Source organism: Lysinibacillus sp. A4 (assembly GCF_024919535.1).
GTDB classification, from domain to species: Bacteria; Bacillota; Bacilli; order Bacillales_A; family Planococcaceae; genus Lysinibacillus; species Lysinibacillus capsici.
Window position 1 is genome coordinate 357,445 of the sequence record NZ_JANWTB010000005.1, and the last position, 26,544, is coordinate 383,988.

Consider the following 26,544-nt stretch of genomic DNA (forward strand, 5'->3'; position numbering starts at 1 on the left):
CCCTTCATTTTGGAACTGATAAAAGCTATGTGTAAATATAGCTTTTTAAAATAGGTAGTTTTTTAGTCACTAAATTATGTTGAAGTTAAAGCTCTTGAAGGGAGTGAAACAATCGTGTTTTTAGATAATCTTGTACTAGGTGCAGGCGGTGCTTCGTTAAATAGTGGAGATATCATCGCAACATTAGTTATTTTCATCGTATTAATGTTACTACTTAAGAAATTCGCTTGGGGTCCACTTATGGGCATTATGCAACAACGTGAAGAATTAGTAGCGAGTGAAATCGAAGCAGCTGAAAAAGCGCGCAAAGAATCGCACCAATTTTTAGAAGAACAAAAGAGCCTTCTTAAGGAAGCTCGTACAGAAGCACAATCGATTGTTGAGGGCGCTAAGAAGCAAGGCGAATTACAAAAAGAAGAAATTCTTACTGTAGCTCGTAATGAAGCAAATCGCTTAAAAGAATCGGCTTTACGTGAAATTGAGTCTGAAAAAGAAAAAGCTATTGCAGCTGTACGTGATGAAGTCGTTTCATTATCTGTACTTGCAGCATCTAAAGTCCTTAGCAAAGAGATTTCTGAGGCAGACAACCGTGCTCTAATTGAAGAGACGATTGCGAAGGCAGGGGAAGCTCGATGAGTAATTCAACTGTAGCAAAACGTTACGCTCAAGCGCTTTTTGAATTGGCGCAACAAAAAAATATTCTTACTGAAGTTGGAGCAGACTTAAGTGAACTAACAAAAGTAGTAAAAGAATCTCCTGATTTTTTAACGCTTTTAAATGCACCTAAGTTCTCCGTTGAACGAAAAAAACAAATGGTAGCTGATATCTTTAACGGTGCAACACCAGAAGTTTTACACACTGTTCAACTTCTAGTTGAGAAAAAACGTGTAAACGAGATGACACAAATTGCTAAGGCATATGCTGAACTTGCTGCGCAAGCACAAGGCACTGCAGATGCAACAGTATTTTCAACACGTGCACTTTCTGCAGAAGAAAGCGCTAATATTTCAGCAGCGTTCGCGAAACTTGTTGGAAAACAATCATTAAATATTACAAACGAAGTTGATCCATCTTTACTTGGTGGTATTCGTGTTCAAATCGGTAACCATATTTATGATAGCTCAGTAGCAAACAAACTAGAGCGTCTAAAACGTGAATTAATCGGTTAATAATTTAGAAATGTGAGAGGTGACATACATGGGCATCAAGGCTGAAGAAATCAGCAGTCTGATTAAACAACAGATTGAGAATTATGAATCTGAACTTAAAGTAAGCGAAGTTGGTACAGTTATCCGTATTGGTGACGGTATTGCTCTTGCTCATGGCCTCGACAACGCCATGGCTGGAGAACTACTAGAGTTCTCTAATGGTGTTATGGGTATGGCTCAAAACCTAGAAGAAGGTAACGTTGGTATCGTAATCTTAGGTCCATACACTGACATCAAAGAAGGCGATGAAGTTCGTCGTACAGGTCGTATCATGGAAGTACCAGTTGGTGAAGAACTAATTGGTCGTGTTGTAAACCCACTTGGACAACCAGTGGATGGACAAGGTCCAATCAACACTACAAAATCTCGTCCAATCGAAAGTCCAGCTTTCGGTGTAATGGCTCGTAAATCAGTACACGAACCACTACAAACTGGTATTAAAGCGATTGACGCATTAGTGCCAATCGGTCGTGGTCAACGTGAGTTAATCATCGGTGACCGTCAAACTGGTAAAACATCTGTAGCTATCGATACAATTCTTAACCAAAATGACCAAAACATGATTTGTATCTACGTAGCAATCGGTCAAAAAGAATCTACTGTACGTGGTGTTGTAGAAACTCTTCGTAAACATGGCGCTTTAGATTACACAATCGTTGTGACAGCTTCTGCTTCTCAACCAGCTCCATTATTATTCTTAGCACCATTTGCAGGTGTATCTATGGCTGAAGAATTCATGTTACAAGGTAAACACGTATTAATCGTGTATGATGATCTTTCTAAACAAGCATCAGCTTACCGTGAACTTTCACTTCTTCTTCGCCGTCCTCCAGGTCGTGAAGCATATCCTGGTGACGTTTTCTACTTACACAGCCGCTTACTTGAACGTGCTGCGAAGTTAAATGAAACATATCAAAATGGTTCAATTACAGCTCTTCCATTCGTTGAGACACAAGCTGGGGATATCTCTGCATACATCCCAACTAACGTAATCTCAATCACTGATGGACAAATCTTCTTACAATCTGACTTATTCAACTCAGGTGTACGTCCAGCGATTAACGCCGGTCTTTCTGTATCACGTGTAGGTGGATCTGCTCAAATTAAAGCGATGAAAAAAGTTGCGGGTACACTACGTCTTGACTTAGCTGCATTCCGTGAGCTTGAATCATTTGCTCAATTTGGTTCAGATTTAGATAAAGTAACACTTGCTAAACTTGAGCGTGGTAAACGTACGGTTGAAGTTCTTAAACAAGACCTTAACAAACCACTAAAAGTTGAAAAACAAGTTGCAATCCTTTACGCATTAACTAAAGGTCACTTAGATGATATTCCAGTACAAGATATCGTTCGCTTCGAATCAGAATTCTTAAGCTGGTTAGATTCAAACCACACAAACGTTTTAGATCATGTTCGTACTACTAAAGAGCTTGCTCCTGATGCGGATTATGAAGCAGCAATCAATGCATTCAAAAAAACTTTCGCTAAATCAGAATAAGTCTTAGCTAGTCACTTGATTAAAAAACAGAAGGTGGTGAAATACCAGTGGTAAACTTACGCGAAATTAAAGGTCGTATTACTTCAACAAAGAGTACGAAGCAAATTACAAAAGCAATGCAGATGGTTTCTTCTTCTAAGTTACGTCGTGCAGAGCAAAATGCTAAAGCTTACGTTCCTTACATGGAAAAAATTCAGGACGTAGTAGGCGCGATCGCTTCAGGGACAAAAGACAGCGGACATCCAATGTTAACTGCTCGTCCTGTTAAGAAAACGGCTTACTTAGTCATTGGTTCTGACCGTGGTCTTGCAGGTGCTTACAATTCAAGTATCCTGCGTCAAGTACAACGTACGATTAACGAGCGTCATAAATCAAAAGACGAATACGTTATCTTAGCAGTAGGTCGTGTAGTTCGTGACTACTTTGTGAAACGTGATCATAATGTCATCAGTAATGTTGTCGGTCTACCTGACCAACCAACTTTTGCTGATATTAAAGAAATCGCTCGTAATGCTGTTGGTATGTTCATTGATGGTACGTATGACGAACTTTATATGTACTATAATCACTTTGTCAGCGCTATTGCTAGCGAAGTGACAGAGAAAAAACTTCTTCCATTAACAGATATTGCCCCTGCAAGCGGTACTGCTTCTTATGAATTCGAGCCATCTGGCGAAGCAATTCTAGAAGTGTTACTTCCACAATATGCGGAAAGCTTAGTTTATGGCGCATTATTAGATGGAAAAGCAAGTGAACATGCTTCTCGTATGACGGCTATGAAAAATGCAACAGATAACGCAACTGATCTTATTTCAGACCTTTCTTTGCAATATAACCGTGCACGTCAAGCGGCGATTACACAAGAAATTACAGAAATCGTTGGTGGAGCTGCAGCCTTAGAATAGGCAAGCAGCTTCCCAATGTCGTATAAGAATACGATAGGAGGGTACACAGTAATGAATAAAGGACATGTTATTCAAGTAATGGGTCCAGTTGTTGACGTTAAATTCGACAATGGCCAATTACCAGCAATCTATAACGCTTTAACAGTTAAGATTGAACGTCCTAATGAAGAACCAACAATTCTTGCATTAGAAGTTGCGCTTCATTTAGGTGATGATTCTGTTCGTACAATTGCGATGTCATCTACTGATGGCTTACAACGTGGAGCAGAAGTAACAGACTTAGGAAAAGCTATCTCAGTACCAGTTGGTGAAGTTACACTAGGTCGTGTATTCAACGTACTTGGAGAAGTAATTGACTTAGGTGAAGAGATTCCAGCAGACGCACGTCGTGATTCAATTCACCGTGAAGCACCAACTTTCGAGAATCTTTCAACTACAGTTGAAATTCTTGAAACAGGTATCAAAGTAGTAGACTTACTTGCACCATATATCAAAGGTGGTAAAATCGGTCTATTCGGTGGTGCCGGTGTAGGTAAAACTGTATTAATCCAAGAATTAATCAACAATATCGCACAAGAGCACTCTGGTATCTCTGTATTCGCTGGTGTAGGTGAGCGTACTCGTGAAGGGAACGACTTATTCTTCGAAATGAGCGATTCAGGCGTTATCAAGCAAACAGCGATGGTATTCGGTCAAATGAACGAGCCACCTGGTGCACGTATGCGTGTTGCTTTAACTGGTCTTACAATGGCGGAATACTTCCGTGATGAGCAAGGTCAAGACGTACTTTTATTCATCGACAATATCTTCCGTTTCACACAAGCAGGTTCTGAGGTTTCTGCCCTATTAGGTCGTATGCCTTCTGCGGTAGGTTACCAACCAACACTTGCAACTGAAATGGGTAAACTACAAGAGCGTATCACATCTACGAACAAAGGATCTGTAACTTCTATTCAAGCGATTTATGTACCAGCCGATGACTATACTGACCCGGCTCCAGCTACAACTTTCGCTCACTTAGATGCAACAACTAACCTTGAGCGTAAATTATCTGAAATGGGTATCTACCCTGCGGTTGACCCATTAGCTTCGACTTCTCGTGCATTATCACCTGAAATCGTAGGCGCTGAGCACTACGCAATTGCTACTGGTGTACAACGTACAATCCAACGTTACCGTGAATTACAAGATATCATTGCAATCTTAGGTATGGATGAATTATCTGATGAAGATAAACAAACAGTAGAACGTGCTCGTCGTATTCAATTCTTCTTATCACAAAACTTCCACGTAGCGGAACAATTCACTGGTCAAAAAGGTTCTTATGTACCTGTAAAAGAAACTGTTCGTTCATTCAAGGAAATCCTTGATGGCAAATGGGATCACCTACCAGAAGATGCTTTCCGTCTAGTTGGTTCAATTGATGAAGTAGTTGAAAAAGCGAAAAGCATGGGCGTAGAGGTTTAATACTAGGGACGAGGAGGAAAAAATATGAAGACAGTTCTAGTCAATATTGTCACTCCCGACGGCCCAGTATACGATTCTGAAGTATCAATGGTAATCGCTAAAACAACTTCAGGAGAAATCGGTGTTCTTGCAGGCCATATTCCAATGGTGGCTCCACTTGCAATTGGTGCAGTGAAGCTTAAAAAAGAAAACGGTTCGACTGATATTGTTGCTGTAAGCGGTGGTTTCATTGAAGTTCGTCCAGAAAAAATCTCAATTTTAGCGCCGTCTGCTGAAATTGCTGAAAACATCGATGTTCAACGTGCTAAAGAAGCCGTTAAACGTGCTGAAGGACGTCTTCAAAGTAAACAAGACAACATTGATTTCAAACGTGCTGACCTAGCATTAAAACGTGCGTTGAATCGTATCAACGTTCATGAGGGTAATATCTAATTCATTTTTAACGGGCAGATATCGCATCTGCCCGTTTTTTAAGGTGAACAAACATATTGAAGGAGAAATGGAGGATGCTATATGGAGATATATGAAGCAATTGGACAAGAAGCTTTATTGGGTATTTTATCCCACCTATTTTTTATTGCTATTACTTTTTATGCTTTACAAGCTTTTATGATCGAAAAACTCTTTAAAAAGAATCGAGTTTTTCAAATTCAACTCATTTATATTTTACTTAGTATTGCGATAGGCTCAGCAGTATCTAATTTCTTTCTTCAAATATCTAGTTGGTCAGGTAAACTTCCTTATTTATTTTAAAAGAATTCGTTTCTTTCTTTCATAAATTTATAGGTCTACATACTTCAAAGGACTTTATAATACCATTTGTGTGGCCCTTTGAACTATGTAAAAAGACGCTAATACATTAAATTCTTATGAATTTTACGCTATTAGCTATCAAGATACCCATTGATAAATGTACGATAATAGGTACCTTCCACTTCATTTTTTATAGAAAAAAGTGAAAAGTTGTTTTTTATTCATATATCTTTGGGTATGTATTAGAAGCGAACGGGTTATTGGTCATTCACAAAAAAAATTTAGCAGCGTACAATAAATAAATAGCAAAAAATCTAATAATGGCTTAAAATAGTGATTTGGACGCTTGAACGAGCGTTAGAAAAGTTGTACTATAGAGTTGTTTGTTTACTGATTATGACATTATACTTCTTTATTAAAATAAAAATTTGGTAGGTTAATAGATTGAATTCGGAGGGACATAGGGTGGATAAAATAATAGTGACTGGCGGCCAAAAACTACAGGGAAAAGTACGTGTAGAGGGCGCAAAAAATGCAGTGTTACCAATCCTTGCAGCAGCTTTACTTGCTTCAAAAGGAGAAAATGTAATTAAAGAAGTCCCTAATTTAGCAGACGTCTTTACAATAAATGAAGTACTTAAAAGTTTAAACGCAGCAGTTACATATATACCTGAAGATAATGCCGTATATATAGATGCAACAAAAGAACTTTCAAGTGAAGCTCAATTTGAATTTGTTAGTAAAATGCGTGCATCTATTTTAGTAATGGGATCTCTACTTGCTCGTAATGGCTATGCTCGTGTAGCACTTCCTGGAGGCTGTGCAATTGGATCACGTCCGATTGAATTACACTTAAAAGGCTTTGAAGCAATGGGTGCAAAAATTTCATTTGGCCATGGCTATGTTGAGGCGAAGACAGAGGGTCGCTTAAAAGGGGCTAATGTGTATTTGGATTTCCCAAGTGTTGGGGCAACTGAAAATATTATGACAGCGGCATCTTTAGCTGAGGGGACAACTGTAATTGAAAATGCAGCGAAAGAGCCTGAAATCGTGGATCTTGCAAACTTTATTAATAGTATGGGTGGCCGTGTAATTGGTGCGGGGACAAATACGATTCGTATCGAAGGAGTCGATACATTATATGGTGTAGAGCATCATATTATTCCTGACCGTATTGAAGCTGGTACATTTATGGTAGCAGCAGCTATTACGAGAGGAGATGTGGTGATTGAAAACGCAGTTCCTGAGCATATGACTGCTTTAATAGCTAAAATGCGTGAGATGGGCGTAGAAATTACTGAGTTGGATGAAGGAATCCGTGTACGAGTTCCTCAAACACTAAAAGCAGTTGATATCAAAACAATGCCTCATCCTGGTTTCCCAACAGATATGCAATCACAAATGATGGCGTTAATGCTTACTGCTGAAGGTACGAGTATTATTACAGAAACGGTATTCGAAAACCGTTTTATGCATGTTGAGGAGTTCCGTCGCATGAATGCTGGTGCTAAAATAGAGGGACGTTCTGTGTTTATCGAGGGGCCTGTGGATCTTCAGGGAGCTGAGGTAATGGCAACGGATTTACGAGCTGCGGCTGCATTAATTTTAGCGGGTCTTGTATCAGAAGGAATGACACGTGTCACAAAACTTCATCATTTAGATCGTGGTTATGTTGATTTCCATGGAAAATTAGCATCTCTTGGTGCTAATATTGAACGTATTACAGAAGAAGTAGTGACAATTGAAGATGTAACAGTTGAATTGCCTACAAACTAAATAGATTGTAAAACCCTTTGCTTTTTGTGCAGAGGGTTTTTGTTTTCTCATAACTACAAGAAATCTAGCATATTATTTCTTATGAAAAAATGGATGATTAGTATAGGTGTCATTTGCTTGATTGGGGCATTATATATGCTTCCTATAGTAGGGTTCAGTGAAAGACAAGAGGCTATCATACCTCAAGCTAGTGATAAGAATGCTTGTGAAATATTTATAGAAGTGGAGGGGCAAGAAGAAAAAATCCCTTTGGAAACGTATATTACAGGGGTAGTTGCTGCAGAAATGCCCGTTTCTTTTAAAAAAGAGGCACTGAAGGCACAAGCTATTGCAGCCCGCACATATGCGTTGAAAACGACAAATTACGGTAAAATTGCGATTGCTCCAACTGTGGCAAAGCAAGTCTTCTATGATGAAGAACAAAGAAAGGCGAATTGGGCTAGCAATTTCCTGGGAAATGAAAAGAAAATTGTCGAAGCTATCAATGAAACAAAAGGACAAGTTATTCTTTATAATAATGAATTGATTACAGCCATGTTTCATTCAACAAGCAATGGTAAAACAGAAAGTGCTTATGGATATGGTGGAAATGATATTCCATATTTGCAAAGTGTTACAAGTATATCTGATCAAACATCTCCTAAGTTTGAGGCTGAGCAAGAATGGACATTATCTCAATGGAATAAGCTCTGGCCTATACAATGGCAACCTAGTGATTTTAACCGTATCCAGTTATTTTATAATGATTCTGGGCGAGTAGAACGTTTACAGCTAGGGAATAACGTCTGGACAGGGAGAGAGGTAAGAACGCTCCTTGGTATTCCATCAACTGATTTCACAATCATCTTTAATGCCAATAAAAGAAAGGTTCATGTGAAAACCCAAGGCTATGGGCATGGAGTGGGCATGAGTCAGTATGGAGCTGAGGCAATGGCAAATGAAGGGAAAACAGCTGCCGAAATTTTACACTATTATTATCAAGATATTGAAATAAAAAAAATAGATGCATGTTTAAAATAACTTCTAGTTGTTCACACTGCAACTAGAGGTGATGAAAATGAGAGAGGATAAAAATAATAAAGCTTCTCAAAACCAAGATCCAAATCAAAAGGAAAATGGCCAATTACAAAAGAAACCGTGGTTTTGGCCAGTAGTTTACACAGGTGGTGCACTTGTTCTAGCAGGATTGTTATTTGGTTACAATAGTCTCGTATCAAAAGTAGAAGAGGCTCCTTTACCAGATTTAGCTGAAGTAGATCCAGGTCCTGTAGTGGAAACTAATGCACGAACTGAAAACATGAAGTATCCATTCAAAGAAGAGAATTTTAGTAAAGTACAAGTCTTACAAGAATTTTACGAGTTAGAGGCAAATGAAGAGTCTCGTGAAAATGCACTAATGGTATTTAATCAAACATTTACTACATCTTCTGGAATCTCTATTGCTATGAATGGTGAAGAGTTTGAAGTACTAGCTGCTATGAGTGGTAAAGTACTAGAGGTAAAACTAGACGCATTTACAGGCAATAAGATCGTGATCGAGCATCCAAATGGTATGCAGACACATTATAGCTCTGTGAAGGATATCGCTGTTAAAGAAGGCGATGAGGTTACACAAGGTCAAGCATTAGGAAAAGCGACAGACAACGAGTGGAATCAAGCGGCTGGCGTCCACATGCATTTCGAAATTCTTGAAAACGGAAAATATATCAATCCGAAAAAATTACTAGCTTTTTAATGAGAAAAGCTAGTAACGCATAAAAAGTCAGCATTTTATCAAGAAAATGCAAAACGTGTTCTGAATAGCTTTGTCCTAACATAAGGTGAAGAAATGCGCAAATGTGCATCTGATTGCCAAAGCATTTTGTGAAATTGTGTGGAAAGGACGAAGAACGTGCATGAGCACATTCGGAAGCGCTGCATACGCCTCGGTGAATTACTGATTGAGACGCGTGAGACTGTGCGTGTCCTCGCGAAAATGACTGGTTATTCAAAAAGTACGGTGCACAAGGATTTAACAGAGCGATTACCAACAATTCATGAAGGATTAGCTGACCAAGTGAAAGAAATACTCGCCTACCATAAGGCCGTACGTCATATTCGCGGAGGAGAAGCAACGAAAAACAAGTGGAAAGAAAGAGCGAGTCAAGAATGATTCGTTCTTTTTTGTTGTGTTGGACAAGCATAAGTGGTGATTTTCTAAGGAATAGTAATTCTATATTATAGCCGTTCACTGCCTAAAAAGAAAACAGTCTTATTCACTAAATTTAGGTGAAATTACCAATAGAATATGATAAAATATTCTAGATAAAGAGATAAAATGAACGTTATGTAGTTGGAACTGGCGGGAAGGAGAAATTATAAAATGTTTTCGAAAGATATTGGCATTGACTTAGGGACTGCGAACGTATTAATCCACGTTAAAGGAAAAGGGATTGTCCTCAATGAACCATCTGTTGTGGCGATCGATAAAAAGACAAATAAAGTATTAGCGGTAGGGGAAGAAGCCCGCCAAATGGTAGGGAGAACGCCAGGTAATATCACAGCTATTCGTCCACTAAGAGACGGAGTCATTGCAGATTTTGATGTGACAGAGGCGATGTTAAGACATTTCATCAATAAATTAAACGTAAAAGGATTTTTGGCGAAGCCACGCATATTAATTTGTTGTCCAACGAATATTACGAGTGTTGAACAAAAGGCAATTCGTGAAGCTGCTGAAAAATCCGGCGGTAAAAAGGTATATTTAGAGGAAGAGCCAAAAGTAGCAGCAATAGGTGCTGGAATGGATATCTTCCAACCAAGTGGAAATATGGTAGTCGATATCGGGGGCGGAACAACAGATATCGCAGTTTTATCAATGGGTGATATCGTAACAAGTGAATCCATTAAAGTAGCAGGCGATGTGTTTGATAACGATATTTTGCAATATATTAAAAAAGAATATAAATTGCTGATTGGTGAACGTACTGCAGAGGCAATCAAAATGACAATAGGTACAGTTTTCAAAGGTAGTCGCAATGATACAATGGATATTCGTGGCCGTGATATGGTAACAGGTTTACCACGTACAATTACAATTGAGTCTGAAGAAATTGAACGTGCACTACATGAATCAGTAGCCATGATAGTCCAGTCAGCTAAAAATGTCTTAGAAAAAACACCACCTGAACTATCAGCCGATATCATTGATCGTGGAGTGATTATAACTGGTGGCGGGGCATTGTTACATGGAATGGACCAGCTATTAATAGAAGAGTTAAAGGTACCGGTTTTCATTGCAGAGAGACCTATGGATTGTGTAGCCATTGGTACAGGTATCATGCTTGAAAATATTGATCGTGTGCCAGCATCCTTATAAAAATAAAATGAGGTGATTTCTTTGTTTAAAGGATTTTATACAGTTGCAACAGGTATGATCACGCAACAAAGAAGAACAGAATTACTTACCAATAATTTATCAAATGCAAATACACCAGGATTTAAGGCAGATCAATCTACGATTCGCTCATTTCCAGATATGCTAATGTCTAGCATTGGAAAAACAAATGCTCCTGCTCACCAACAAGCTGGCGCTGAATATATGAGTCAAGTAGGAGCTTTAAATACAGGGACATATTTACAAGAAACATTGCCAAATTACATACAAGGCCAAATCTATAACACTGATTTTACAACAGATATGGCATTGATTAATGGAAACTTACCACAAAATGAAGATGGGGTTATGGGTTCAATTTTCTTCCGACTAGAACATCCTGCTGGTGGTGAGGCTTACACACGTAATGGTAATTTCACGTTAGATGGGCAAGGCTATTTAGTTAACGGTCAAGGATTATATGTACTAAATGATGCTGGGCAACGTATCCAGCTACCAAATGATGATTTCCGATTAGATGAAAGTGGCGCTATCTTTGTAAATAATCAGCAAGTGGCTCGTGTTGGTGTATCATTTGCCGCAAACCCGAACATGCTACAAAAACAAGATAATGGTCTTATTCGTACAGAAAATGGTGAGAACTTGCCAACAGCTTATGGAGCGAATGGAGTTTCCTTTACACTACGCCAAAACTTTTTAGAAGGGTCAAACGTAGATTCTAGTCGCACCATGACAGATTTAATGACGGCCTACCGTGCATTTGAAGCAAATCAAAAAGTATTACAAGCTTATGATCGTAGCATGGAAAAGGCTGTGAATGAAATCGGAAAAATTTAATGGGCGAACAGGAGGCTTTTATCAATGCTACGTACAATGATTACAGCTACAAACACAATGGGGCAATTGCAAAACAAACTGGATACAATTAGTAATAACATTGCTAACAGTAATACAACGGGCTATAAAACAAAAGAAGCATCCTTTAATGAATTACTTTATCAGCAATTTAATAATGATAAGCAGGATCGAGCAGAACGTCAAACGCCTGTTGGTATTCGCTATGGATCTGGTGCAATGGTTGGGCAAATTAAATCCAATGAAAAGCAAGGTTCATTACAAACAACTAATCGTGATTTAGACTTAGCTTTCACAAAAGCAAAACAATATTTCAATATTTTGATGCCAGATGGTGAAAATGGAACTAAAACAGTGTATACTCGACAAGGTGACTTTTATTTATCTCCATTGAATAATGGAACAGCTATGCTTGTAACAGCAGAGGGTTATCCAGTAGCGAACGCTGCAGGACAAGCTATTACATTACCAGACACGGTTCAAAAGTTTGCTGTTCGAGATGGTGGCGTATTAGAAGCATCTTATCCAAATGGGGATATTATTCGTACGGATTTAGCTGTAACAGAATTCCAAAAACCGCAATTAATGGAACATGTTGCTGGTTCTTATATGGAATTACCAAATAATTTAGCTGAACTTGGCTATACGCAGGCAGAAGTTTTGACAGAGCTTGTGGGAGCCAACCGTCAGCAAATTGGCATGCAAAGTGGTACACTAGAAATGTCCAATGTTAACCTCTCAAAAGAAATGACAGAACTCATTCAAACACAACGTTCTTATCAATTCAACGCAAGAGCGGTGACATTAGCAGATCAAATGCTTGGACTAATTAATGGCATTCGATAGGAAGTTATCCAAAAACGCATAGTTAGGAATGAAGAGGAGTACAATCTATGACAAACGATTCACGTCGACGTTCTGTGCCGACACAAGAAACCGATACGCAACCGCAACCAGAAAAGAAAGAACGCCGCTCTACTGGAGAGCAACGCGAGGTTCGATGGGTGCAAATCCGACTGATTCCGATTTGGTTACGCATTGTAATTGTTCTCATTTTAGTCGTTGTTGCCGCAGCATTAGGCGCAATGTTTGGCTTTAGCGTTATTGGAGAAGGCAATGCTATGGATATTTTTAAACGAGAAACATGGCAGCATATATTTGATATTATGAATGGTAAAGAATAACATTATTCTTTACCTTACTTTGTGTATACATACTTAATTTTTGAGGGGGAAATGACATGTTAACAGCAGAACAAATTCAAGCAATTTTACCACACCGCTATCCTTTTTTATTCGTAGATCGCATCATTGAATTAGAAGACGGGAAACGTGCAGTAGGATTAAAAAATGTTTCAATTAACGAAGATTTTTTTAATGGGCACTTCCCAGGTTATCCAGTTATGCCAGGTGTATTAATTGTGGAAGCTTTAGCTCAAGTAGGTGGAGTGGCTTTATTAAATGCTGAAGAATTTAAGGGTCGTTTAGCGTTTTTAACGGGTGTTGATAATTGTCGTTTCAAGCGTCAAGTTGTACCTGGCGACCAACTTAAATTGGAAGTAGAATTTGTAAAACTTCGTGGTGCAATGGGGAAAGGTCATGGTGTAGCAACTGTAGATGGAGAACTTGTATGTGAAGCCGATATTCTATTTGCAATTGGGCCTGAACAGCCTAAACAAGCTTAATTTGCATTTGTAGACCAAAAGATATAAAATAGATAAAGTCAAGTCAAAAATTGATTAGTAGGTTCTTAAATTGCGATGGTAAATAAGCGATTGTGAATTGAAATAGATGTAATTTTTAGGTTTTACAAACGTAGGAGGATTATTAAGATGTATAAGGAATTGTCTTCAGGTATTAAAATTAGCATTACTCGTTCGATTTCAACATCTTTTGAAACATACTTAGCAAGTATTGGTTGGGATGAAGAGCGCTTTTCCATGGAAGACTTCATTGCAAGCTGGCAGACTTATTTTCAGGAGAATGCCGCATGGATCGAAAAAATCCCTGCTGATACATTGATGAGTGCACAGTTTCATGAAGAAATGGCACAAAAAATCGATGAGGTTATTGCCAAAATTTTAAATGAAGAACCAACAGCACAGCAAGTCGAAACAATCGAGGCATTGCAAAAAGAGCTAGGCACAAACTATAGCTACGACTGTAAAGCAGAGGCAGCATATATTGAACAGTTATTAAAAGAAAAACAAAAATAGTTTGTACAAAAATCGGATAGTTCCCTCCTTTCTCGGGCAATCTATGTAGGATCACAAATACAGTAGATGTATTTGGTGACATAGTACCCAAGAAAGGAGGTTTTTTACTATGTGGAAAATGTCATTTTTAACCATCATTCTTGCAACTGCATTCCTTGGAGGTTGTAACTGGGGAAATAATGCAGTAGAAGATCACCCTGTTCGAGAAGTCGAGAATGACGTACGTCGAGGAGTCGACGATGTCGAGGACGCATTAGATCCGAATAATCGTGACGATGCATACGATCGCAATAATGTAAATGGGAATGGTGTAGATCGAGGTACTGTTAACGATAATACAACATTACCTGAAGCAACAACACCTGGTTCAAATGCCGATATCAACAGCACAAACGGCTATGACAACACACCAAATGCAAACGGTGTAAATGGTGTTGAACGTAATGACAACATGAACGGTAACAATAATAATGATGTTGTCGACGATAAAGTAAACAACACTGAAAAATACCGTGATGGTATGAATAACCGATAACATAAAAAGAGTGTTTCCTCTGCGGAAAACACTCTTTTTTATACCCATGGAAGCGGGAAATGCCAGAAGCAGAATACTCATGAAGGGTAACTAATCACTAATCAAGCATGGCCCTGAGAAAATTCCTATACTCCTATAATGACAAAACGAACATCTCCAACAGCCTTAAAGGCCTCCCTCTCATAGCAATAACCAAATGTAACCCAGCATCTTTAATTGTATTGTCCAGTAAACATAACAGTTGTCCAACAAAAAAACGATGCAAAAATTCGCATCGCTAGTCATTTTTTAATTTGGGCCGCTTTTTCATATCTTGTGTAAAGCGATCCAGTAAATCCTCTAAAGAAACACCCTCAGCAAGTAGCTCGGAAAGTAATTGTTCTGCATATTTTGATCGTTTAATTTTAAGCGTACCTTTTAATAGGACTGAAACATGATCACCGATTTCTTCAACCGTATGTACGATTACCTGAAAAGGAGCGGGTTCATTATCTGGAAATGAAATAACTGCACGTACATTGAAGACGGTAGCATTCGCTAAGAGCTCATCAAAGGTTGAGCGATATTGTTTTTCCATAAACAATTCAAGTACCCAAGATTGATGGCTATTTTCCTGATTAATAATGATGCCATCGATTAAAGGGAATGGTTGCACGCCATCTTTCGTGACAAGGTCAAAGGAAAGCATTTTAAAAGTTTTCAATATGTATATTCCTCCTAAGTCTGTCATTCTTTTAGTATAACACATGAGGCAGCAGTTGTTTGTGATGCGCACCTGTGACGGTTTTTCAAAAACTGCGAAATTGCAGATTTCATGAAATAGCATTTGCCATTACAGCCTAAAGCATTCAGCTAAAAAATGAACAAAAAATAGAAAAATAAAAATGGTAATTTACCCAATTTATGCACAAAAACTGAAGGAAATTAACAATACTGATTTTTGCGAATGCTGGAATCATTTTGTAAGATGAGAGCAATCAAAAGCAAAGGAGGTGAATGAATGAATCAAGTCGGATTGGTTGGAAGGTTTACAAAAGATCCGGTGTTACGTTACTTATCTGGAAATCGTGTGCAAACTCATTTCTCACTAGCCATTAATCGTAATTTTAAGAACAATCAAGGAGAAGTAGATACAGATTTTGTTTTCTGTACAGCTTGGGGAAGGCTTGCAGAGAATATCGTTAAATATTGCGGTAAAGGTTCATTAGTCGGTGCCACTGGCCGTATTCAAACAAGGTCATTTGTAAATGAGGAAAGCACTAAGATTTTTATGACAGAGATAGTGGTTGAAGATGTTAGATTTTATCAACTTAAACAAAGAGATAGTGACGAAGCAGTTACGGTACCACCGCAGCCACCGAATGAACAGGAACACTTAAAGGATTTTGTTTTACCTTAGCAAGTATAGTTTACATACGGGGCAAGAGAACATTCATTGTCTGATCCGCCATTCTCCTTATATTTCTTGCACCGTAACAAACAGAAAGGAGTGATGTGTAACCCTAATAAAAATTGCTGAAGACCGCACAGCAATGAAATTTTCAACACAACTAAATACGAATAATGAAGTAAGTAGGGAAAAGAAGTAGCAAGTTCCACTAAAAGAGCGCCAAGAACTATTTGCTCTTGGCGCATCTCATTTATTATAGATCTAATGTTATTAAATCGCGGAGTTCTTGATCTTCTAACTCGGTCAACCATTGGCTTGATTGAATAAGCTCCTCAGATAATGCAGATTTCTGCACCAGCATCTTATCAATTTTTTCCTCGATCGTGCCAATTGTCACAAACTTATGGACCTGCACAAATTGTGTCTGTCCTATTCGATATGCTCGATCTGTCGCTTGGTTTTCAACAGCAGGATTCCACCAGCGATCTGCATGTAAAACATGATTAGCTGCTGTTAAATTAAGTCCTGTTCCACCAGCTTTCAAAGAAAGGATAAATATAGGAAAATCTCCTGCCTGGAAAGCCTCTACTAAGCGGTCTCGCTGCTGCTTAGGCATGGCACCAGTTAAAAACGGTGCATCTACATTATATATTTCACTAAAGCAATGTTGTAGCAATTGTCCCATTCCAATATATTGTGTAAAGATGAGGCATTGCTCTCCATTGTCCACAATCTCAGCTGCCATTTGTACAATGCGCTCTAGTTTAGTCGAACGCGCAAGCATTGTTTCGGCATCCTCGAAAGGTTCCTTTAAATATAAGGCAGGATGATTACATAGTTGCTTTAATTTACTGAGCATCTTTAAGACGCGACCCTTTTTTTGAAAGCCTGTTAACTGCTCCAGCTGATCAAGCGTCTCTAAAATATAGCCCTCATAGAGTGAGGCTTGCTCTGTTGTTAATGGACAATATTCATTTGATTCTAGCTTATCTGGTAAGTTCAGCTGTAAATGTGGATCTCGCTTTGTACGACGCAATAAGAATGGCTGAATTTTAGCTCGAAGCTTCTGCTTATGCGACTCTGATTCATCCCGTTCAATAGGCAAAATAAATTCTTCATTAAAGCGACCAAAGCTACCTAGATAGCCCTTATGAATGAAATCAAAAATAGCCCATAACTCAGATAAACGATTTTCTACAGGAGTCCCAGTAAGAGCAATGTGATGGTTACCTAGCAATTTACGAATGGCTTTCGATTGTAAAGTTTGCATATTTTTTATGTTTTGTGCTTCATCAAGTACTACCGTTGCCCATTCGATATCCTGTAAAAATTCAGTATCCTGTGACACAGTACCATAGGTTGATAAAATGACATGTGGCCTTTCTGCAGTCACTAGCTTTTTAAACTCTTCATCCTTTGCTCGATTTGCTTGATAATGTGTATGCACAATCAGGGACGGGGCAAATCGAGCAAGTTCTTTTTGCCAGTTCCCAAGTACTGAAGTGGGACAAATAATGATGGATGGCTTTGTGTAAGTTGATGACTCATAAATATGAAGCAAATAGGTAATCAATTGAACCGTTTTTCCAAGGCCCATATCATCAGCTAGACATGCACCGAAACCTTGTTGGCGCATAAAGACTAACCATTCAAAGCCCTCTAATTGATAAGGGCGTAATTCGGTTTGTAGGGACAATGGAATCGAGACGGCAGGCAAGCCTTTCTTCTCCAAAAGTTGCTCCATGTATGATTTTAATGATTGTTGTATTTCCAATGCAAAGATTGGATCATCTCTCAGTGCATCATCTGCATCTTCTTCCTCAAGAGGGGCAGACAGGTCTTCTGGTAACTCCCTAAATAATAATTCTCGAACAGTCCAACTTTCATCTTCTGCCTGTTGCATCAATTCACGCATTTCTTGCATCCAATTAGCATCTACTCGGAACCATTCAGTGCCAATACGAATAAATTCACGTTTCTCATCCACAAGTTTTTTAAATTGCTCAGCTGAAATCGTTTGTCCGTTCATAGAAAACTGCCATTTAAACGTTAAAATATCATCTAAACCTGCTACCTTCCTTGTAGAAACATTGCTAGTTGTAACGCGTACTCGAATTTTGGATTGTTTTAAATCCTTTAGCCATGCTGGCAGTACAACATCAAAACCAAGTGCCTGCAATCTAGCAAGATCCTCACGTAAAAAAGAGCGAACTTCTAAATCTTCCAGTGTCGCACGAATAAAGATATCACTATTGATTGTATCGGTGGATAGAAGTTCTACAATTTGCTGTTGTTGCTGCGTAATTTCAGTCGCAAACATTCGCCACTTTGTAGGTAGTGCTTCTTCTATAGGTAAGGATTGTTTACGAATAGCAGGTGTCCAGTAGTTTTTTGTTGTAGCAGTGCTTAGGACTGTTTCTAATAACCATACATCGGCATCTTCTTCTGGCTCACTTAACCGTAAAGAAACGGAAACGGCTCCAGCTTGACGAGCTTGATCCAATGGCCAGCCTCCACGTAGGAAAAAGGGAAGTAACTTTGGTAAATCAGCTAGTATTAGCCCAACCTGTGAAAGCTTCTGCTGTACAGCTGTTTCCAATAATGCTGAATCTACATGATCAATAGGGAAAGTTAATGATGAAAAATCATCTGCAATCACAGCATGTGACCAAAGTGATGGCTCTTGCCAGTATGCTTGTAATGCGTAAACTTTTTTTAACCATTCTATACTTTCTTCATTTGCACCACTCCAATTGATGAAAGGGTGCTGGAAGCTTGTTGAAAAAATATCGAGTAACTCAGCTGTAGAAACTTCAATTGTAAAATCAGCTCGATTTGTTAATAATCCATAAACATTTGCCTCATAAGTAAAGAATAGCGAAGAAATTAATGTATCAACATCGATTGTTGTACCATTTGCAGTAAAACCCTGCAACGTAAAATATCCTTCCCGAGCTACTTCAATACGGAGCTGTTGTGTTTTGGAAAAAGGGGAAGGAGCATTTATTGTCATCATACTAAGTTTCCTTTCTCAATTTCTTCTTGTAACGCACGCAGTCGTTTATATTCTGCACGAATGGTTTGCATATATGTTTCAAAATAAGCTGCTTTACCAGCTCGCTTCGCAGCGCTACGCATACTTTTCCAAATACGCACAGCCTGTTTATAATTTAAGCGTGATTTTTGCGCAATTTCAGCCATTGCATAGACATGATATAAAGGTAAAACAGTTGCAGGTTCAACCTGTAATACATCCTTTAATCCACACATTTCTAAGTAGGAGAGGGATGATGGGTTTAGTTGATGTAGAGCTGCCCATTCCCGATAGCGACCTTTTTTAATTAAAAAACTTGAGAACGGCTGTAGTCCATACACACCAAAGGCACTATACAGCATTGCTTCCTCTTCCTCCGAAAGCTGAATCTCGTCAAATAAAAGTTGAAATTGCCTTACGTATTGGGCACGCTGAACGACTGGAACGACCTCCTGTAGAAATACTTCAGTCAAAGGTAAGATTGCTCGTAAAATGACTGCTAATGAATAGAACTCTCCGGCACGCTGAGCAAAAGTAGCTAGTTCAAACAAATCCTGCATTTGTGGTAAATCAATCTGTGCCAAACTTTCAAGCAATAAATCCTCTTTCTGTAATAGCACATAAAATAATAATTTTAGTGATTGTAGAGAAATTTCTGCTGAAGAGTGAACAAGATTATTTATAAATGCCAATTCCTGTTCACGTCGAGGCTTCTCATAAAAAAGCACTGCCCATAGTAGCATGTATAGACGAAGGCGATTCGCGAAAAGCCCTTGTCTTTCTAATAAAAATTCCCTTACTAGCTCTTGGATGGCATCATAAAATGGATCTGTCGCAAATAGTCGTGATCGATTAGAAAGCTCTGTAAGAATGCTCTCAAAAGATTGTGTGCTTTGCTCGATAAAATATTTCATATAAGATGAATCTAACGAATGTCCAGGTGTTTCGTTTAAATGCCGCCATATCGAATTAAAAATGGCTAGCTCCATATAGAGCTTATAAAGAGGTTGCCATTCACGCTCAAAGGGCATATGTCGACGAAGACGATCCAAAGCATCGGTTCTTACAGCGGAAAGCCCATAGCCTTCTAGTATGCGCCCAGGTGGTAATAATCGTTTCATCACCTCATCCACCATCATTGACCAGCTTTGCGGGCTGCGTTCATCTGCTAAAGATTTTAATTGAACTGATTTTTGTGCACGCCAAGCACTCGACCAATTTTGAACCGAGTCAAAATATTGGTAGAGAGCGAGTAAAGCACCTACTTGATGTCGACACCATTTTGCTTGAGGACAGCTACAATGTAGCTCTTCCTTTGAAAAATCAATTTCAACAGAAGCGGGTCTGACATCTTGAACACTTGCATATAATATAGAACTTGCTCCATTAAATCGTTCAAAAACAATGGATTTATTTCTTACTGAAAAGACAGCACGGCGCACTAGTTCCTCATCTTCGGTAGAGGAAGGATGTAACCCTTGTTCAGCTTCTTTTAATTTTGTCAGCACAAATGCTTGATGCTCCTTAGCTAATTGCGATATAGACAATGCCATAACCTCACTCCTTTCATCATGTATGGCTATAGTTAACATTGTTAAATGTAAAAAGGAAAAAAAGACTGTCCTTCCATTATACGATTAAAATGCAGTAATGATAAGCTGAATGATCAGAAAGAAAAAAATGAGGTAAAGATAGTTAACAAGACTTTTAATTTGTGTTAAAATCTGAATAATCAGATAACTAAGGAGGGATGAAGGATGATGCAAGTTCAATACATGAAGCCGTTTTACACAAAAGTTACGGGAGATAAATTACGTCTCGTATTTGCTTATCAATATTTCTCTATTTTAAAAGAGAATGAGATTTTCCATTTCATTCCCATAGAAGGTAAAGAGATGATCATCAACATGAAGACACAGCAGATTGAAAATTTATCTGAGGTTTTTGTTTTCCAAAAAGGAAATCGCTTTATTCGGTTACCACTTTATCAACTATTGCTTATTACCAATGTTCATGAGCATTTAGCACCAATACTTGAAAGCGCTACACCAAAGCAACAAATTCCGATGGTTTCTACTGTGACAGTCGGTGAAATCGATCAGCTTATTGCAGAGCTAGAGGAGAAAAATTTGGATCATTTGATTGATCAGGCATTACTAGAGAATGATAAAGAACTCTTTTTCGAATTGCTACAGCAAAAGAGCCATCAACTTGGGGGTTTCAAAATTGAATAGATGGAATGTCCAGTAAGCACCTACTTATCATAAATGACAAGCAGGTGCTTTTATTTTGTATACGCTGATGTGATTAATCTTACTATAGCTATTAATAGCGAATTGCCAAACAGGACTGGCTAACAGTGTTGAATGCGCCACTTCAGAATGTTTCTTGAGCGAAATGGAAGCAATATATGACGTAATTATCAATGTTCTTGTTAAAACTCAATAATTTTTACTATGGAAATACAATTGTCACAATACAAAAGTTAGTCGCAAAAAAAGATGAAGTATATTGTAAAGCATGTTAACCATTAGGTCTTAACTTTAATAAAAGAAACGAATTAAATTCCCCTTATTATGTTGTCTTACATATTAATACGCTCATTTATTGACTAAGATGTTCCATTTTATAGCGCATAGTAAATTAATATTATAATACATATGTATTATAATATTAATTTACATATGTATTAAAATATGATAGTATGAGAGTATAAAATGATATAGGGGGCTTTAATATGGTTAATTCACTCCAAGAAAGTATAAGAAGGAAATTGAGTGCAGGAAAAGAAGAAGGTGCTAATAAGCAAATTTCTCTTACACTTAATGAACACACACTGCAAAAGGCAGATGCTATTGTGGAACAATTTAAAATATTAACAGACGGTAATGGAGATTTACCTTCTTCTCGTAATCAACTAATTGAAGATGCTATTGAAGAATATGTAAATGCTGCATCAGATGTATTATTAAAAGATTATATGATCAACATAGAGGAAACTATGGATAAAGATGCCGATGATAATGAAGATTCAGCTGTAAGTACAGATTGGGATTTATTCTTTTGCCCAGCAAGAAATGAGGGATTTGAAGAAGTATTTTTAGGAAAAAATCAGTGGTATTCGGTTCGAATTGCATCTTGGCGCATTCCTCAAATAAAATATATTGCTTGTTATCGAGGGGCTCCTTATAGTGCAATCACCCACTATGCGAAAGTAAAAGAAATCAAACTATACGATGATGGAAAGTATATTATTTATTTTGATGGAGAAGCAATCCCTTTGGAAAACCATGTTATTCTTGGGAATAGTAATGTTATGACAGTAAGAAAAACACGATATACAAGTTTGGAAAAACTGAGAAGTGCTACAGAAGTATCTGAACTTTGGTTAGACTAATAAAAACGGTTTAATAATTCAATTGACGAAAAGGCTATCAAAAATTAAGTGATAGTCTTTTTTGCCTTCTAAGAAATATTTAAGGATTTATATAAAATAATTCATTTCAAATTTCCAATTGCCTTAGATTAAAATTCATTTAGTTATATTTTCACTTTCGATTATACCAATTACTCTTTTTTAGAAAAAAATTACAGTCCATTGATTAGAAGAGTAAAGAATAGAATGATATATAAGTCAAGAAGGTGGTGAAATCATGCTTGGTAAGTGGTCGGCAACAGGGATGGCAATCCTGAATAATATGAATCGTCATTATGGGGCGATGAGTAAAGCTATGCTCCGAATTTCTTCTGGATATCGAATTAATAGTGCCGCGGACGATCCAGCTGGACTGGCGATTTCTGAAAAAATGCGTGCTCAAATTCGTGGCTTGAATATGGCAGCTAAGAATATACAGGATGGTATTTCGCTTGTGCAGACGGCAGAGGGGGCACTGAATGAGACACATGCCATGATTCAGCGAATGCGTGAGTTAGCAGTGGAGGCAGCCAAGGATACATTAACCGATGATGATCGTAAAAAATTAGATTTGGAATTTCAGGAATTAAAAAAGGAAATCCAGCGCACATCGACCGATACCGAATTTAATACGAAGACATTACTCGATGGGGATTATGAAACAACTGGCATCAAGATCCAAGCAGACGCCAATGCAGGGCAGAGTATCGAATTATTTATCAACGGGATGGGGTCCGAGGCACTTGGGTTGAAGGATGCTTCCATTACTACTCGTGAGGAAGCGGAAAAAGCCATGTCTTCGATGGATGAAGCCTTAAAACGTGTTTCTAATGAGCGCTCACGTCTTGGGGCCTATCAGAACCGCTTGGAACTATGCCTATAATGCCAATGTGAACACGGCTGAGAATTTACAAGCAGCAGAGTCTCGTATTCGAGATGCAGATATCGCAAAAGAGATGATGAATATGGTGAAGGCGCAAATTTTAATGCAAGCAGGTCAATATGTTTTAGCCATGCATATGCAACAGGCCCAGTCCATTTTAAAATTATTAGAAGTAGGAAAAAAATGATGAATTTCAATTAACATTGAAATTCATCATTTTTTAATATTTATTTTGACAAAGCATCAATTGCTAATTTAGCAGTTGCAGTTGCTTCATCTTGCAATGGGATGACGGCCTGGCGCATTTTTTCTTGAACTGCTGTATAGGATTCAAGAATTGCTACAGCTTGTTCAAACAATGTTACACCATTCCAATCATCAACCTCGACATGACCGATGACAGGCTGATCAACGATATCAGCAAAAGCATCAATTTTCGGATCATACGAAATGGCAATAAACGGTGTTGCATAGATTGCCGAGAAAATTAAGGAATGTAGTCGCATACCTATTAATAGTTGAGATTGACCAATCACTGCGATTTTTTCCTCAATAGATAAATCAGCAGGAGCAATCAAGCTCTTTTCCTTCATAAGTGCTGCTACTTCCTGTGAAGTCATAAAATCATGCTCACCATGCATAGGCAGGAAAACGATTTGCTCACCCTGACGTACTAATTCATCTAGGCTGTGTGCAATTTTTTCCTTATAGGCAACCGCGGAAGGCCAATCTCGAACGCTTACAGAGATATAGCTATCGGCTGACAAAGATACATTTTCTAGCCAATCACAATGAAAGTCATTACCGTTAAGTCCCATAACAGGATCTGGTACGATCTTGGTTTCTTTTCGTACACCGATCTCTGTTAAAAGAGCTAGAGAGGCTCTATCTCTAACTGTAATTTGCTCGACCTTATTAAAGACTGTACGAACAATGAATTTACTAAGCGGGTGATTGATTGGACCCATGCCTTGGGCGTAAACAAATACTGGCTTCTTCAACCATTTTGCGATTTGAATAACGCCCGCATAGTAAGGAATCGTTTTCATGCCTGTTTGATCCTGCATGAGACTACCGCCACCACTAATCAGTCCATCCGCTGTTTTAAGTAATTGACGAATTTCTTTCATTTTCCATCGGTTGATGGCTTTGACACCATATGTTTGCTCAGTAGCTGCTGGGTTATTAGATAGTACCGTGATTTCTATATCACTTTGCCACTTTTTTAAAGATTGGATAATGGACAGTAGAATGGCATCATCTCCGACATTATCAAATCCATAATAGCCAGATAAAACAACGTGCATTATGACCACCTCGCGATTGCCTTAGAAACCCAACGATAACCGATTTTGAAGATTAGGATAAACACAAGTCCTACTACAAGACCTAGAGATACACTGTATAGTGTACGTAATACAGAAACAGCTACTGGGATGTGTAGGTGAGTAAATGTATTCATGATGGATAAGAAACCGATAACACCTGGTACTAGGAGAATACTTCCCCATTTGCGATTAATACCCATTACATACAACGCTAAAATGAAGAATGGGAAACCAATTAAAAATTCCTTTGTTCTTGGTCGAACATACAATGTATTTTCTAGCCATTGTCTAAAGGCTAATTCCATATCACTTACAGAGCCAGAGTTCCCTGTTCGGCTAATGTAAAATAATCCGACACCTGCCAACACAACGAGTAGTAGCACATGCCAATATTTTAACTCTTTATTTAACAATGTTACCGTATTCGATAAAGAGTTCTTAATGTTTTGTTCAGCTAGTCGGTTTACCTCAATCACTGTAAATAGTAAAACACCCATAATTGGAATAAGATAAACAAGCTTAACCCCTTTAAATACAGCAAAGCCTGTCATAAAGGCATTACCATTCAATAAGCCAATGACAATAACAATGCCAATTACACTAATTGCTACTGCCTTTAAGTATTGGACCAATATGTTAGACACCTTCGTAGAACCTTGCGCTGATTTGATGACTGCATAGGTTGGTGCAAGGACTGCAATAATGAGTGCAAATGCTTGTAAGAATAGAGTACTTTTCAGAATAAAGTACGCAATTGCTAGTACAGCCATAAAGCCAGCTGCCGCGATACGAAGAGGCATCCATTTTACTAATTCTGAAATGATAAAGGTAAATAAAATACCTGCTACTAATACGGCTGCTGTGACCCAAGCTGGCACTACTACTTTATCAAATAGCTTTGGTTCACCTGCTTTGAAATGATCTGGCATTGTGTCATGCACACCATTTAAATAATCAATCGTCTCTTCTACATTTTCTTTGGCATTACCTGTTGTTTTAATATGATAGAAGATGGAGCGAATATTACGCTCTTTGACAGCTCGTGTAGTACGATCAATACTTGCATTTAGCTTTAATTTAGTCTCTCTGTTGACATTGATACTATGCAAACGAATCATATTGTAATCCGTCATTTGAGCGATTTTACTTTCGCCCTTAAGTGGGTTACTTTCAATTGTGTAGAAGTAATAGCCAGCCTCATTTAATTTTTCAACTAATTGATGGCCGTCTTCTTGTCCAAAACCAATAGCTTCATCACCTTGACCAAGTAAGCGGCCTGCCGAAGCCTCTTTTAAAGCGACTAATTGATTAACTAACTTTTCATTAGCTACTTCATTATCTGCATTTTCCACCTTAAAGATGTGGGCTAGTCCATGCTTACTAATCATGTCAATAGCAGGCTGATCATAGCCAATTGGTGTTTTTAAATCAAAATTGTGGTTAGAAGTAGGGAGGAAATAAAAAGGCTCTTCTCCTATTTGTACTTCCTCTGGTTCAACGCTCTCCATGATCAGCTTTTGGTAGCTTTCATTTTCAGGCACTCGAATATAATAGCCGCTATTAGAGATATCAACAGCATCTTTATAGGGTGTAAACAATAATTGGGCTGCTAACTCACTTTCTTTATAAACAGTAATTAAGTTTTGCTTTTCCATTTCCTTTAATGTTAAGGGCTCTAGACTCACAGTATTCAGCCCAGCATCCTTTAAGGAGGAAAGAATTTCATCCATTGTTAGGTCGCTATTTTTTTCTGCGGTTTGTATTTCATCATAGGGAATAACAATCTCATAAGCATCATTCGATTGCTCCGCATTCCACCTCTTCATGATACCTGTAGAGGAAACGACGAGTAAAAGAACAATGATTCCCCAAAGCCATTTCTGTTTTGACATAAGTGTCCTACCTC

26 protein-coding genes and 1 pseudogene are annotated in these 26,544 nt (G+C 38.2%); 22 read left to right on the top strand and 5 right to left on the bottom strand.

Annotation, left to right across the window (positions count from 1 at the left end; all coding sequences use genetic code 11):
* Positions 1 to 114 precede the first annotated feature (114 nt).
* The 18 genes from atpF to NY607_RS12965 all read left to right on the top strand — a co-directional run bounded on the left by atpF (position 115) and on the right by NY607_RS12965 (position 14,588).
* The gene (gene atpF / locus NY607_RS12880) at positions 115 to 636 is read left to right on the top strand and encodes a F0F1 ATP synthase subunit B (RefSeq protein ID WP_016992759.1); all 522 of its coding nucleotides are present in this window, start codon (positions 115 to 117) and stop codon (positions 634 to 636) included.
* Positions 633 to 1,169, top strand: a complete 537-nt coding sequence (locus tag NY607_RS12885) for a F0F1 ATP synthase subunit delta (RefSeq protein ID WP_036076089.1) — start codon at positions 633 to 635, stop codon at positions 1,167 to 1,169. Before atpF ends, NY607_RS12885 begins: the two co-directional genes overlap by 4 nt.
* A gap of 28 nt (positions 1,170 to 1,197) precedes the next feature.
* The gene (gene atpA, locus NY607_RS12890; RefSeq protein ID WP_004269477.1) at positions 1,198 to 2,706 is read left to right on the top strand and encodes a F0F1 ATP synthase subunit alpha; all 1,509 of its coding nucleotides are present in this window, start codon (positions 1,198 to 1,200) and stop codon (positions 2,704 to 2,706) included.
* Between the two features lie 47 nt (positions 2,707 to 2,753).
* Positions 2,754 to 3,611 (top strand): ATP synthase F1 subunit gamma, encoded by an 858-nt coding sequence (atpG, locus tag NY607_RS12895; RefSeq protein WP_004269478.1) that lies wholly within the window; start codon positions 2,754 to 2,756, stop codon positions 3,609 to 3,611.
* Positions 3,612 to 3,662: 51 nt separating this feature from the next.
* A complete protein-coding gene (gene atpD / locus NY607_RS12900; protein ID WP_004269479.1) occupies positions 3,663 to 5,078 on the top strand; it encodes a F0F1 ATP synthase subunit beta in 1,416 nt (471 codons plus the stop codon).
* A 24-nt stretch (positions 5,079 to 5,102) separates the two neighbouring features.
* Complete coding sequence (locus NY607_RS12905; RefSeq protein ID WP_016992762.1) at positions 5,103 to 5,510, top strand: F0F1 ATP synthase subunit epsilon; 408 nt, start codon at positions 5,103 to 5,105, stop codon at positions 5,508 to 5,510.
* Positions 5,511 to 5,591: 81 nt separating this feature from the next.
* Positions 5,592 to 5,831 carry a DUF1146 family protein gene (locus tag NY607_RS12910; RefSeq protein WP_004269481.1) on the top strand — a complete coding sequence of 80 codons (240 nt, stop codon included), beginning with the start codon at positions 5,592 to 5,594 and terminating at the stop codon, positions 5,829 to 5,831.
* A 465-nt stretch (positions 5,832 to 6,296) separates the two neighbouring features.
* Entirely contained in the window at positions 6,297 to 7,607 is a 1,311-nt protein-coding gene (murA, locus tag NY607_RS12915; protein ID WP_036076091.1) for a UDP-N-acetylglucosamine 1-carboxyvinyltransferase, read from the top strand.
* 81 nt (positions 7,608 to 7,688) lie between these two features.
* Positions 7,689 to 8,627, top strand: a complete 939-nt coding sequence (gene spoIID / locus NY607_RS12920; protein WP_237899270.1) for a stage II sporulation protein D — start codon at positions 7,689 to 7,691, stop codon at positions 8,625 to 8,627.
* 37 nt (positions 8,628 to 8,664) lie between these two features.
* A complete protein-coding gene (locus NY607_RS12925; protein WP_048395635.1) occupies positions 8,665 to 9,342 on the top strand; it encodes a M23 family metallopeptidase in 678 nt (225 codons plus the stop codon).
* A 156-nt stretch (positions 9,343 to 9,498) separates the two neighbouring features.
* Complete coding sequence (locus NY607_RS12930) at positions 9,499 to 9,759, top strand: sporulation transcriptional regulator SpoIIID (RefSeq protein WP_004269485.1); 261 nt, start codon at positions 9,499 to 9,501, stop codon at positions 9,757 to 9,759.
* A gap of 210 nt (positions 9,760 to 9,969) precedes the next feature.
* Positions 9,970 to 10,965, top strand: coding sequence for a rod shape-determining protein (gene mreB, locus NY607_RS12935; RefSeq protein WP_004269486.1), 996 nt, complete (start codon positions 9,970 to 9,972; stop codon positions 10,963 to 10,965).
* A 21-nt stretch (positions 10,966 to 10,986) separates the two neighbouring features.
* Entirely contained in the window at positions 10,987 to 11,820 is an 834-nt protein-coding gene (locus NY607_RS12940) for a flagellar hook-basal body protein (RefSeq protein ID WP_237899271.1), read from the top strand.
* A 24-nt stretch (positions 11,821 to 11,844) separates the two neighbouring features.
* Positions 11,845 to 12,684 (top strand): flagellar hook-basal body protein, encoded by an 840-nt coding sequence (locus tag NY607_RS12945; RefSeq protein ID WP_237899273.1) that lies wholly within the window; start codon positions 11,845 to 11,847, stop codon positions 12,682 to 12,684.
* 47 nt (positions 12,685 to 12,731) lie between these two features.
* Positions 12,732 to 13,022: a DNA-directed RNA polymerase subunit beta gene (locus tag NY607_RS12950; protein WP_004269489.1), complete on the top strand. Its 291-nt coding sequence runs from the start codon at positions 12,732 to 12,734 to the stop codon at positions 13,020 to 13,022.
* Between the two features lie 56 nt (positions 13,023 to 13,078).
* On the top strand, positions 13,079 to 13,522 hold the full coding sequence (gene fabZ / locus NY607_RS12955) for a 3-hydroxyacyl-ACP dehydratase FabZ (RefSeq protein WP_131520801.1): 444 nt from the start codon (positions 13,079 to 13,081) through the stop codon (positions 13,520 to 13,522).
* Positions 13,523 to 13,669: 147 nt separating this feature from the next.
* A complete protein-coding gene (locus NY607_RS12960; protein ID WP_004269491.1) occupies positions 13,670 to 14,053 on the top strand; it encodes a hypothetical protein in 384 nt (127 codons plus the stop codon).
* Positions 14,054 to 14,162: 109 nt separating this feature from the next.
* Positions 14,163 to 14,588 carry a hypothetical protein gene (locus NY607_RS12965; RefSeq protein ID WP_048395642.1) on the top strand — a complete coding sequence of 142 codons (426 nt, stop codon included), beginning with the start codon at positions 14,163 to 14,165 and terminating at the stop codon, positions 14,586 to 14,588.
* A 277-nt stretch (positions 14,589 to 14,865) separates the two neighbouring features.
* Here the strand turns inward: NY607_RS12965 and NY607_RS12970 are convergent, their stop codons facing one another.
* Positions 14,866 to 15,291 (bottom strand): YwpF family protein, encoded by a 426-nt coding sequence (locus NY607_RS12970; protein WP_131520802.1) that lies wholly within the window; start codon positions 15,289 to 15,291, stop codon positions 14,866 to 14,868.
* A gap of 297 nt (positions 15,292 to 15,588) precedes the next feature.
* On the opposite strand from NY607_RS12970, the gene NY607_RS12975 reads away from it, so the two are divergent.
* Positions 15,589 to 15,987 carry a single-stranded DNA-binding protein gene (locus tag NY607_RS12975; RefSeq protein WP_131520803.1) on the top strand — a complete coding sequence of 133 codons (399 nt, stop codon included), beginning with the start codon at positions 15,589 to 15,591 and terminating at the stop codon, positions 15,985 to 15,987.
* Between the two features lie 244 nt (positions 15,988 to 16,231).
* Here NY607_RS12975 and NY607_RS12980 read toward each other — a convergent pair whose 3' ends face one another.
* Together NY607_RS12980 and NY607_RS12985 are read right to left on the bottom strand one after the other, a co-directional pair.
* A complete protein-coding gene (locus NY607_RS12980) occupies positions 16,232 to 18,994 on the bottom strand; it encodes a DEAD/DEAH box helicase (protein WP_259419827.1) in 2,763 nt (920 codons plus the stop codon).
* Positions 18,991 to 20,565, bottom strand: a complete 1,575-nt coding sequence (locus NY607_RS12985) for a hypothetical protein (protein ID WP_259419828.1) — start codon at positions 20,563 to 20,565, stop codon at positions 18,991 to 18,993. Before NY607_RS12985 ends, NY607_RS12980 begins: the two co-directional genes overlap by 4 nt.
* Positions 20,566 to 20,769: 204 nt before the next feature.
* Here NY607_RS12985 and NY607_RS12990 point away from each other — a divergent pair, with 204 nt between their 5' ends.
* The 3 genes and pseudogenes from NY607_RS12990 (at position 20,770) to NY607_RS13000 (ending at position 23,497) form a co-directional block, all read left to right on the top strand.
* Entirely contained in the window at positions 20,770 to 21,246 is a 477-nt protein-coding gene (locus NY607_RS12990) for an IDEAL domain-containing protein (RefSeq protein ID WP_004269498.1), read from the top strand.
* A gap of 503 nt (positions 21,247 to 21,749) precedes the next feature.
* Complete coding sequence (locus NY607_RS12995) at positions 21,750 to 22,409, top strand: ribbon-helix-helix domain-containing protein (protein ID WP_131520806.1); 660 nt, start codon at positions 21,750 to 21,752, stop codon at positions 22,407 to 22,409.
* 256 nt (positions 22,410 to 22,665) lie between these two features.
* Positions 22,666 to 23,497 (top strand): annotated as a pseudogene (locus NY607_RS13000) (flagellin N-terminal helical domain-containing protein).
* Positions 23,498 to 23,537: 40 nt separating this feature from the next.
* Here NY607_RS13000 and csaB read toward each other — a convergent pair.
* On the bottom strand, positions 23,538 to 24,617 hold the full coding sequence (gene csaB, locus NY607_RS13005) for a polysaccharide pyruvyl transferase CsaB (RefSeq protein ID WP_259419829.1): 1,080 nt from the start codon (positions 24,615 to 24,617) through the stop codon (positions 23,538 to 23,540).
* A complete protein-coding gene (locus tag NY607_RS13010) occupies positions 24,617 to 26,530 on the bottom strand; it encodes a DUF5693 family protein (protein ID WP_237899279.1) in 1,914 nt (637 codons plus the stop codon). The genes csaB and NY607_RS13010 overlap by 1 nt, the downstream gene beginning before the upstream one ends.
* Between the last annotated feature and the right edge of the window lie 14 nt (positions 26,531 to 26,544).

Bases quoted from the DNA above. Each gene is read 5' to 3' on its own strand.
- NY607_RS12975 (WP_131520803.1), top strand. From the start codon at position 15,589: ATGAATCAAGTCGGATTGGTTGGAAGGTTTACAAAAGATCCGGTGTTA.
- NY607_RS12965 (WP_048395642.1), top strand. From the start codon at position 14,163: ATGTGGAAAATGTCATTTTTAACCATCATTCTTGCAACTGCATTCCTT.
- NY607_RS12980 (WP_259419827.1), bottom strand. From the start codon at position 18,994: ATGATGACAATAAATGCTCCTTCCCCTTTTTCCAAAACACAACAGCTC.
- NY607_RS12995 (WP_131520806.1), top strand. From the start codon at position 21,750: ATGGTTAATTCACTCCAAGAAAGTATAAGAAGGAAATTGAGTGCAGGA.
- NY607_RS12985 (WP_259419828.1), bottom strand. From the start codon at position 20,565: ATGGCATTGTCTATATCGCAATTAGCTAAGGAGCATCAAGCATTTGTG.
- NY607_RS12960 (WP_004269491.1), top strand. From the start codon at position 13,670: ATGTATAAGGAATTGTCTTCAGGTATTAAAATTAGCATTACTCGTTCG.
- NY607_RS12925 (WP_048395635.1), top strand. From the start codon at position 8,665: ATGAGAGAGGATAAAAATAATAAAGCTTCTCAAAACCAAGATCCAAAT.
- csaB (WP_259419829.1), bottom strand. From the start codon at position 24,617: ATGCACGTTGTTTTATCTGGCTATTATGGATTTGATAATGTCGGAGAT.
- NY607_RS12950 (WP_004269489.1), top strand. From the start codon at position 12,732: ATGACAAACGATTCACGTCGACGTTCTGTGCCGACACAAGAAACCGAT.
- NY607_RS12945 (WP_237899273.1), top strand. From the start codon at position 11,845: ATGCTACGTACAATGATTACAGCTACAAACACAATGGGGCAATTGCAA.
- spoIID (WP_237899270.1), top strand. From the start codon at position 7,689: ATGAAAAAATGGATGATTAGTATAGGTGTCATTTGCTTGATTGGGGCA.
- atpD (WP_004269479.1), top strand. From the start codon at position 3,663: ATGAATAAAGGACATGTTATTCAAGTAATGGGTCCAGTTGTTGACGTT.
- NY607_RS12910 (WP_004269481.1), top strand. From the start codon at position 5,592: ATGGAGATATATGAAGCAATTGGACAAGAAGCTTTATTGGGTATTTTA.
- NY607_RS12885 (WP_036076089.1), top strand. From the start codon at position 633: ATGAGTAATTCAACTGTAGCAAAACGTTACGCTCAAGCGCTTTTTGAA.
- NY607_RS12905 (WP_016992762.1), top strand. From the start codon at position 5,103: ATGAAGACAGTTCTAGTCAATATTGTCACTCCCGACGGCCCAGTATAC.
- fabZ (WP_131520801.1), top strand. From the start codon at position 13,079: ATGTTAACAGCAGAACAAATTCAAGCAATTTTACCACACCGCTATCCT.
- NY607_RS12990 (WP_004269498.1), top strand. From the start codon at position 20,770: ATGATGCAAGTTCAATACATGAAGCCGTTTTACACAAAAGTTACGGGA.
- atpA (WP_004269477.1), top strand. From the start codon at position 1,198: ATGGGCATCAAGGCTGAAGAAATCAGCAGTCTGATTAAACAACAGATT.
- mreB (WP_004269486.1), top strand. From the start codon at position 9,970: ATGTTTTCGAAAGATATTGGCATTGACTTAGGGACTGCGAACGTATTA.
- NY607_RS13010 (WP_237899279.1), bottom strand. From the start codon at position 26,530: ATGTCAAAACAGAAATGGCTTTGGGGAATCATTGTTCTTTTACTCGTC.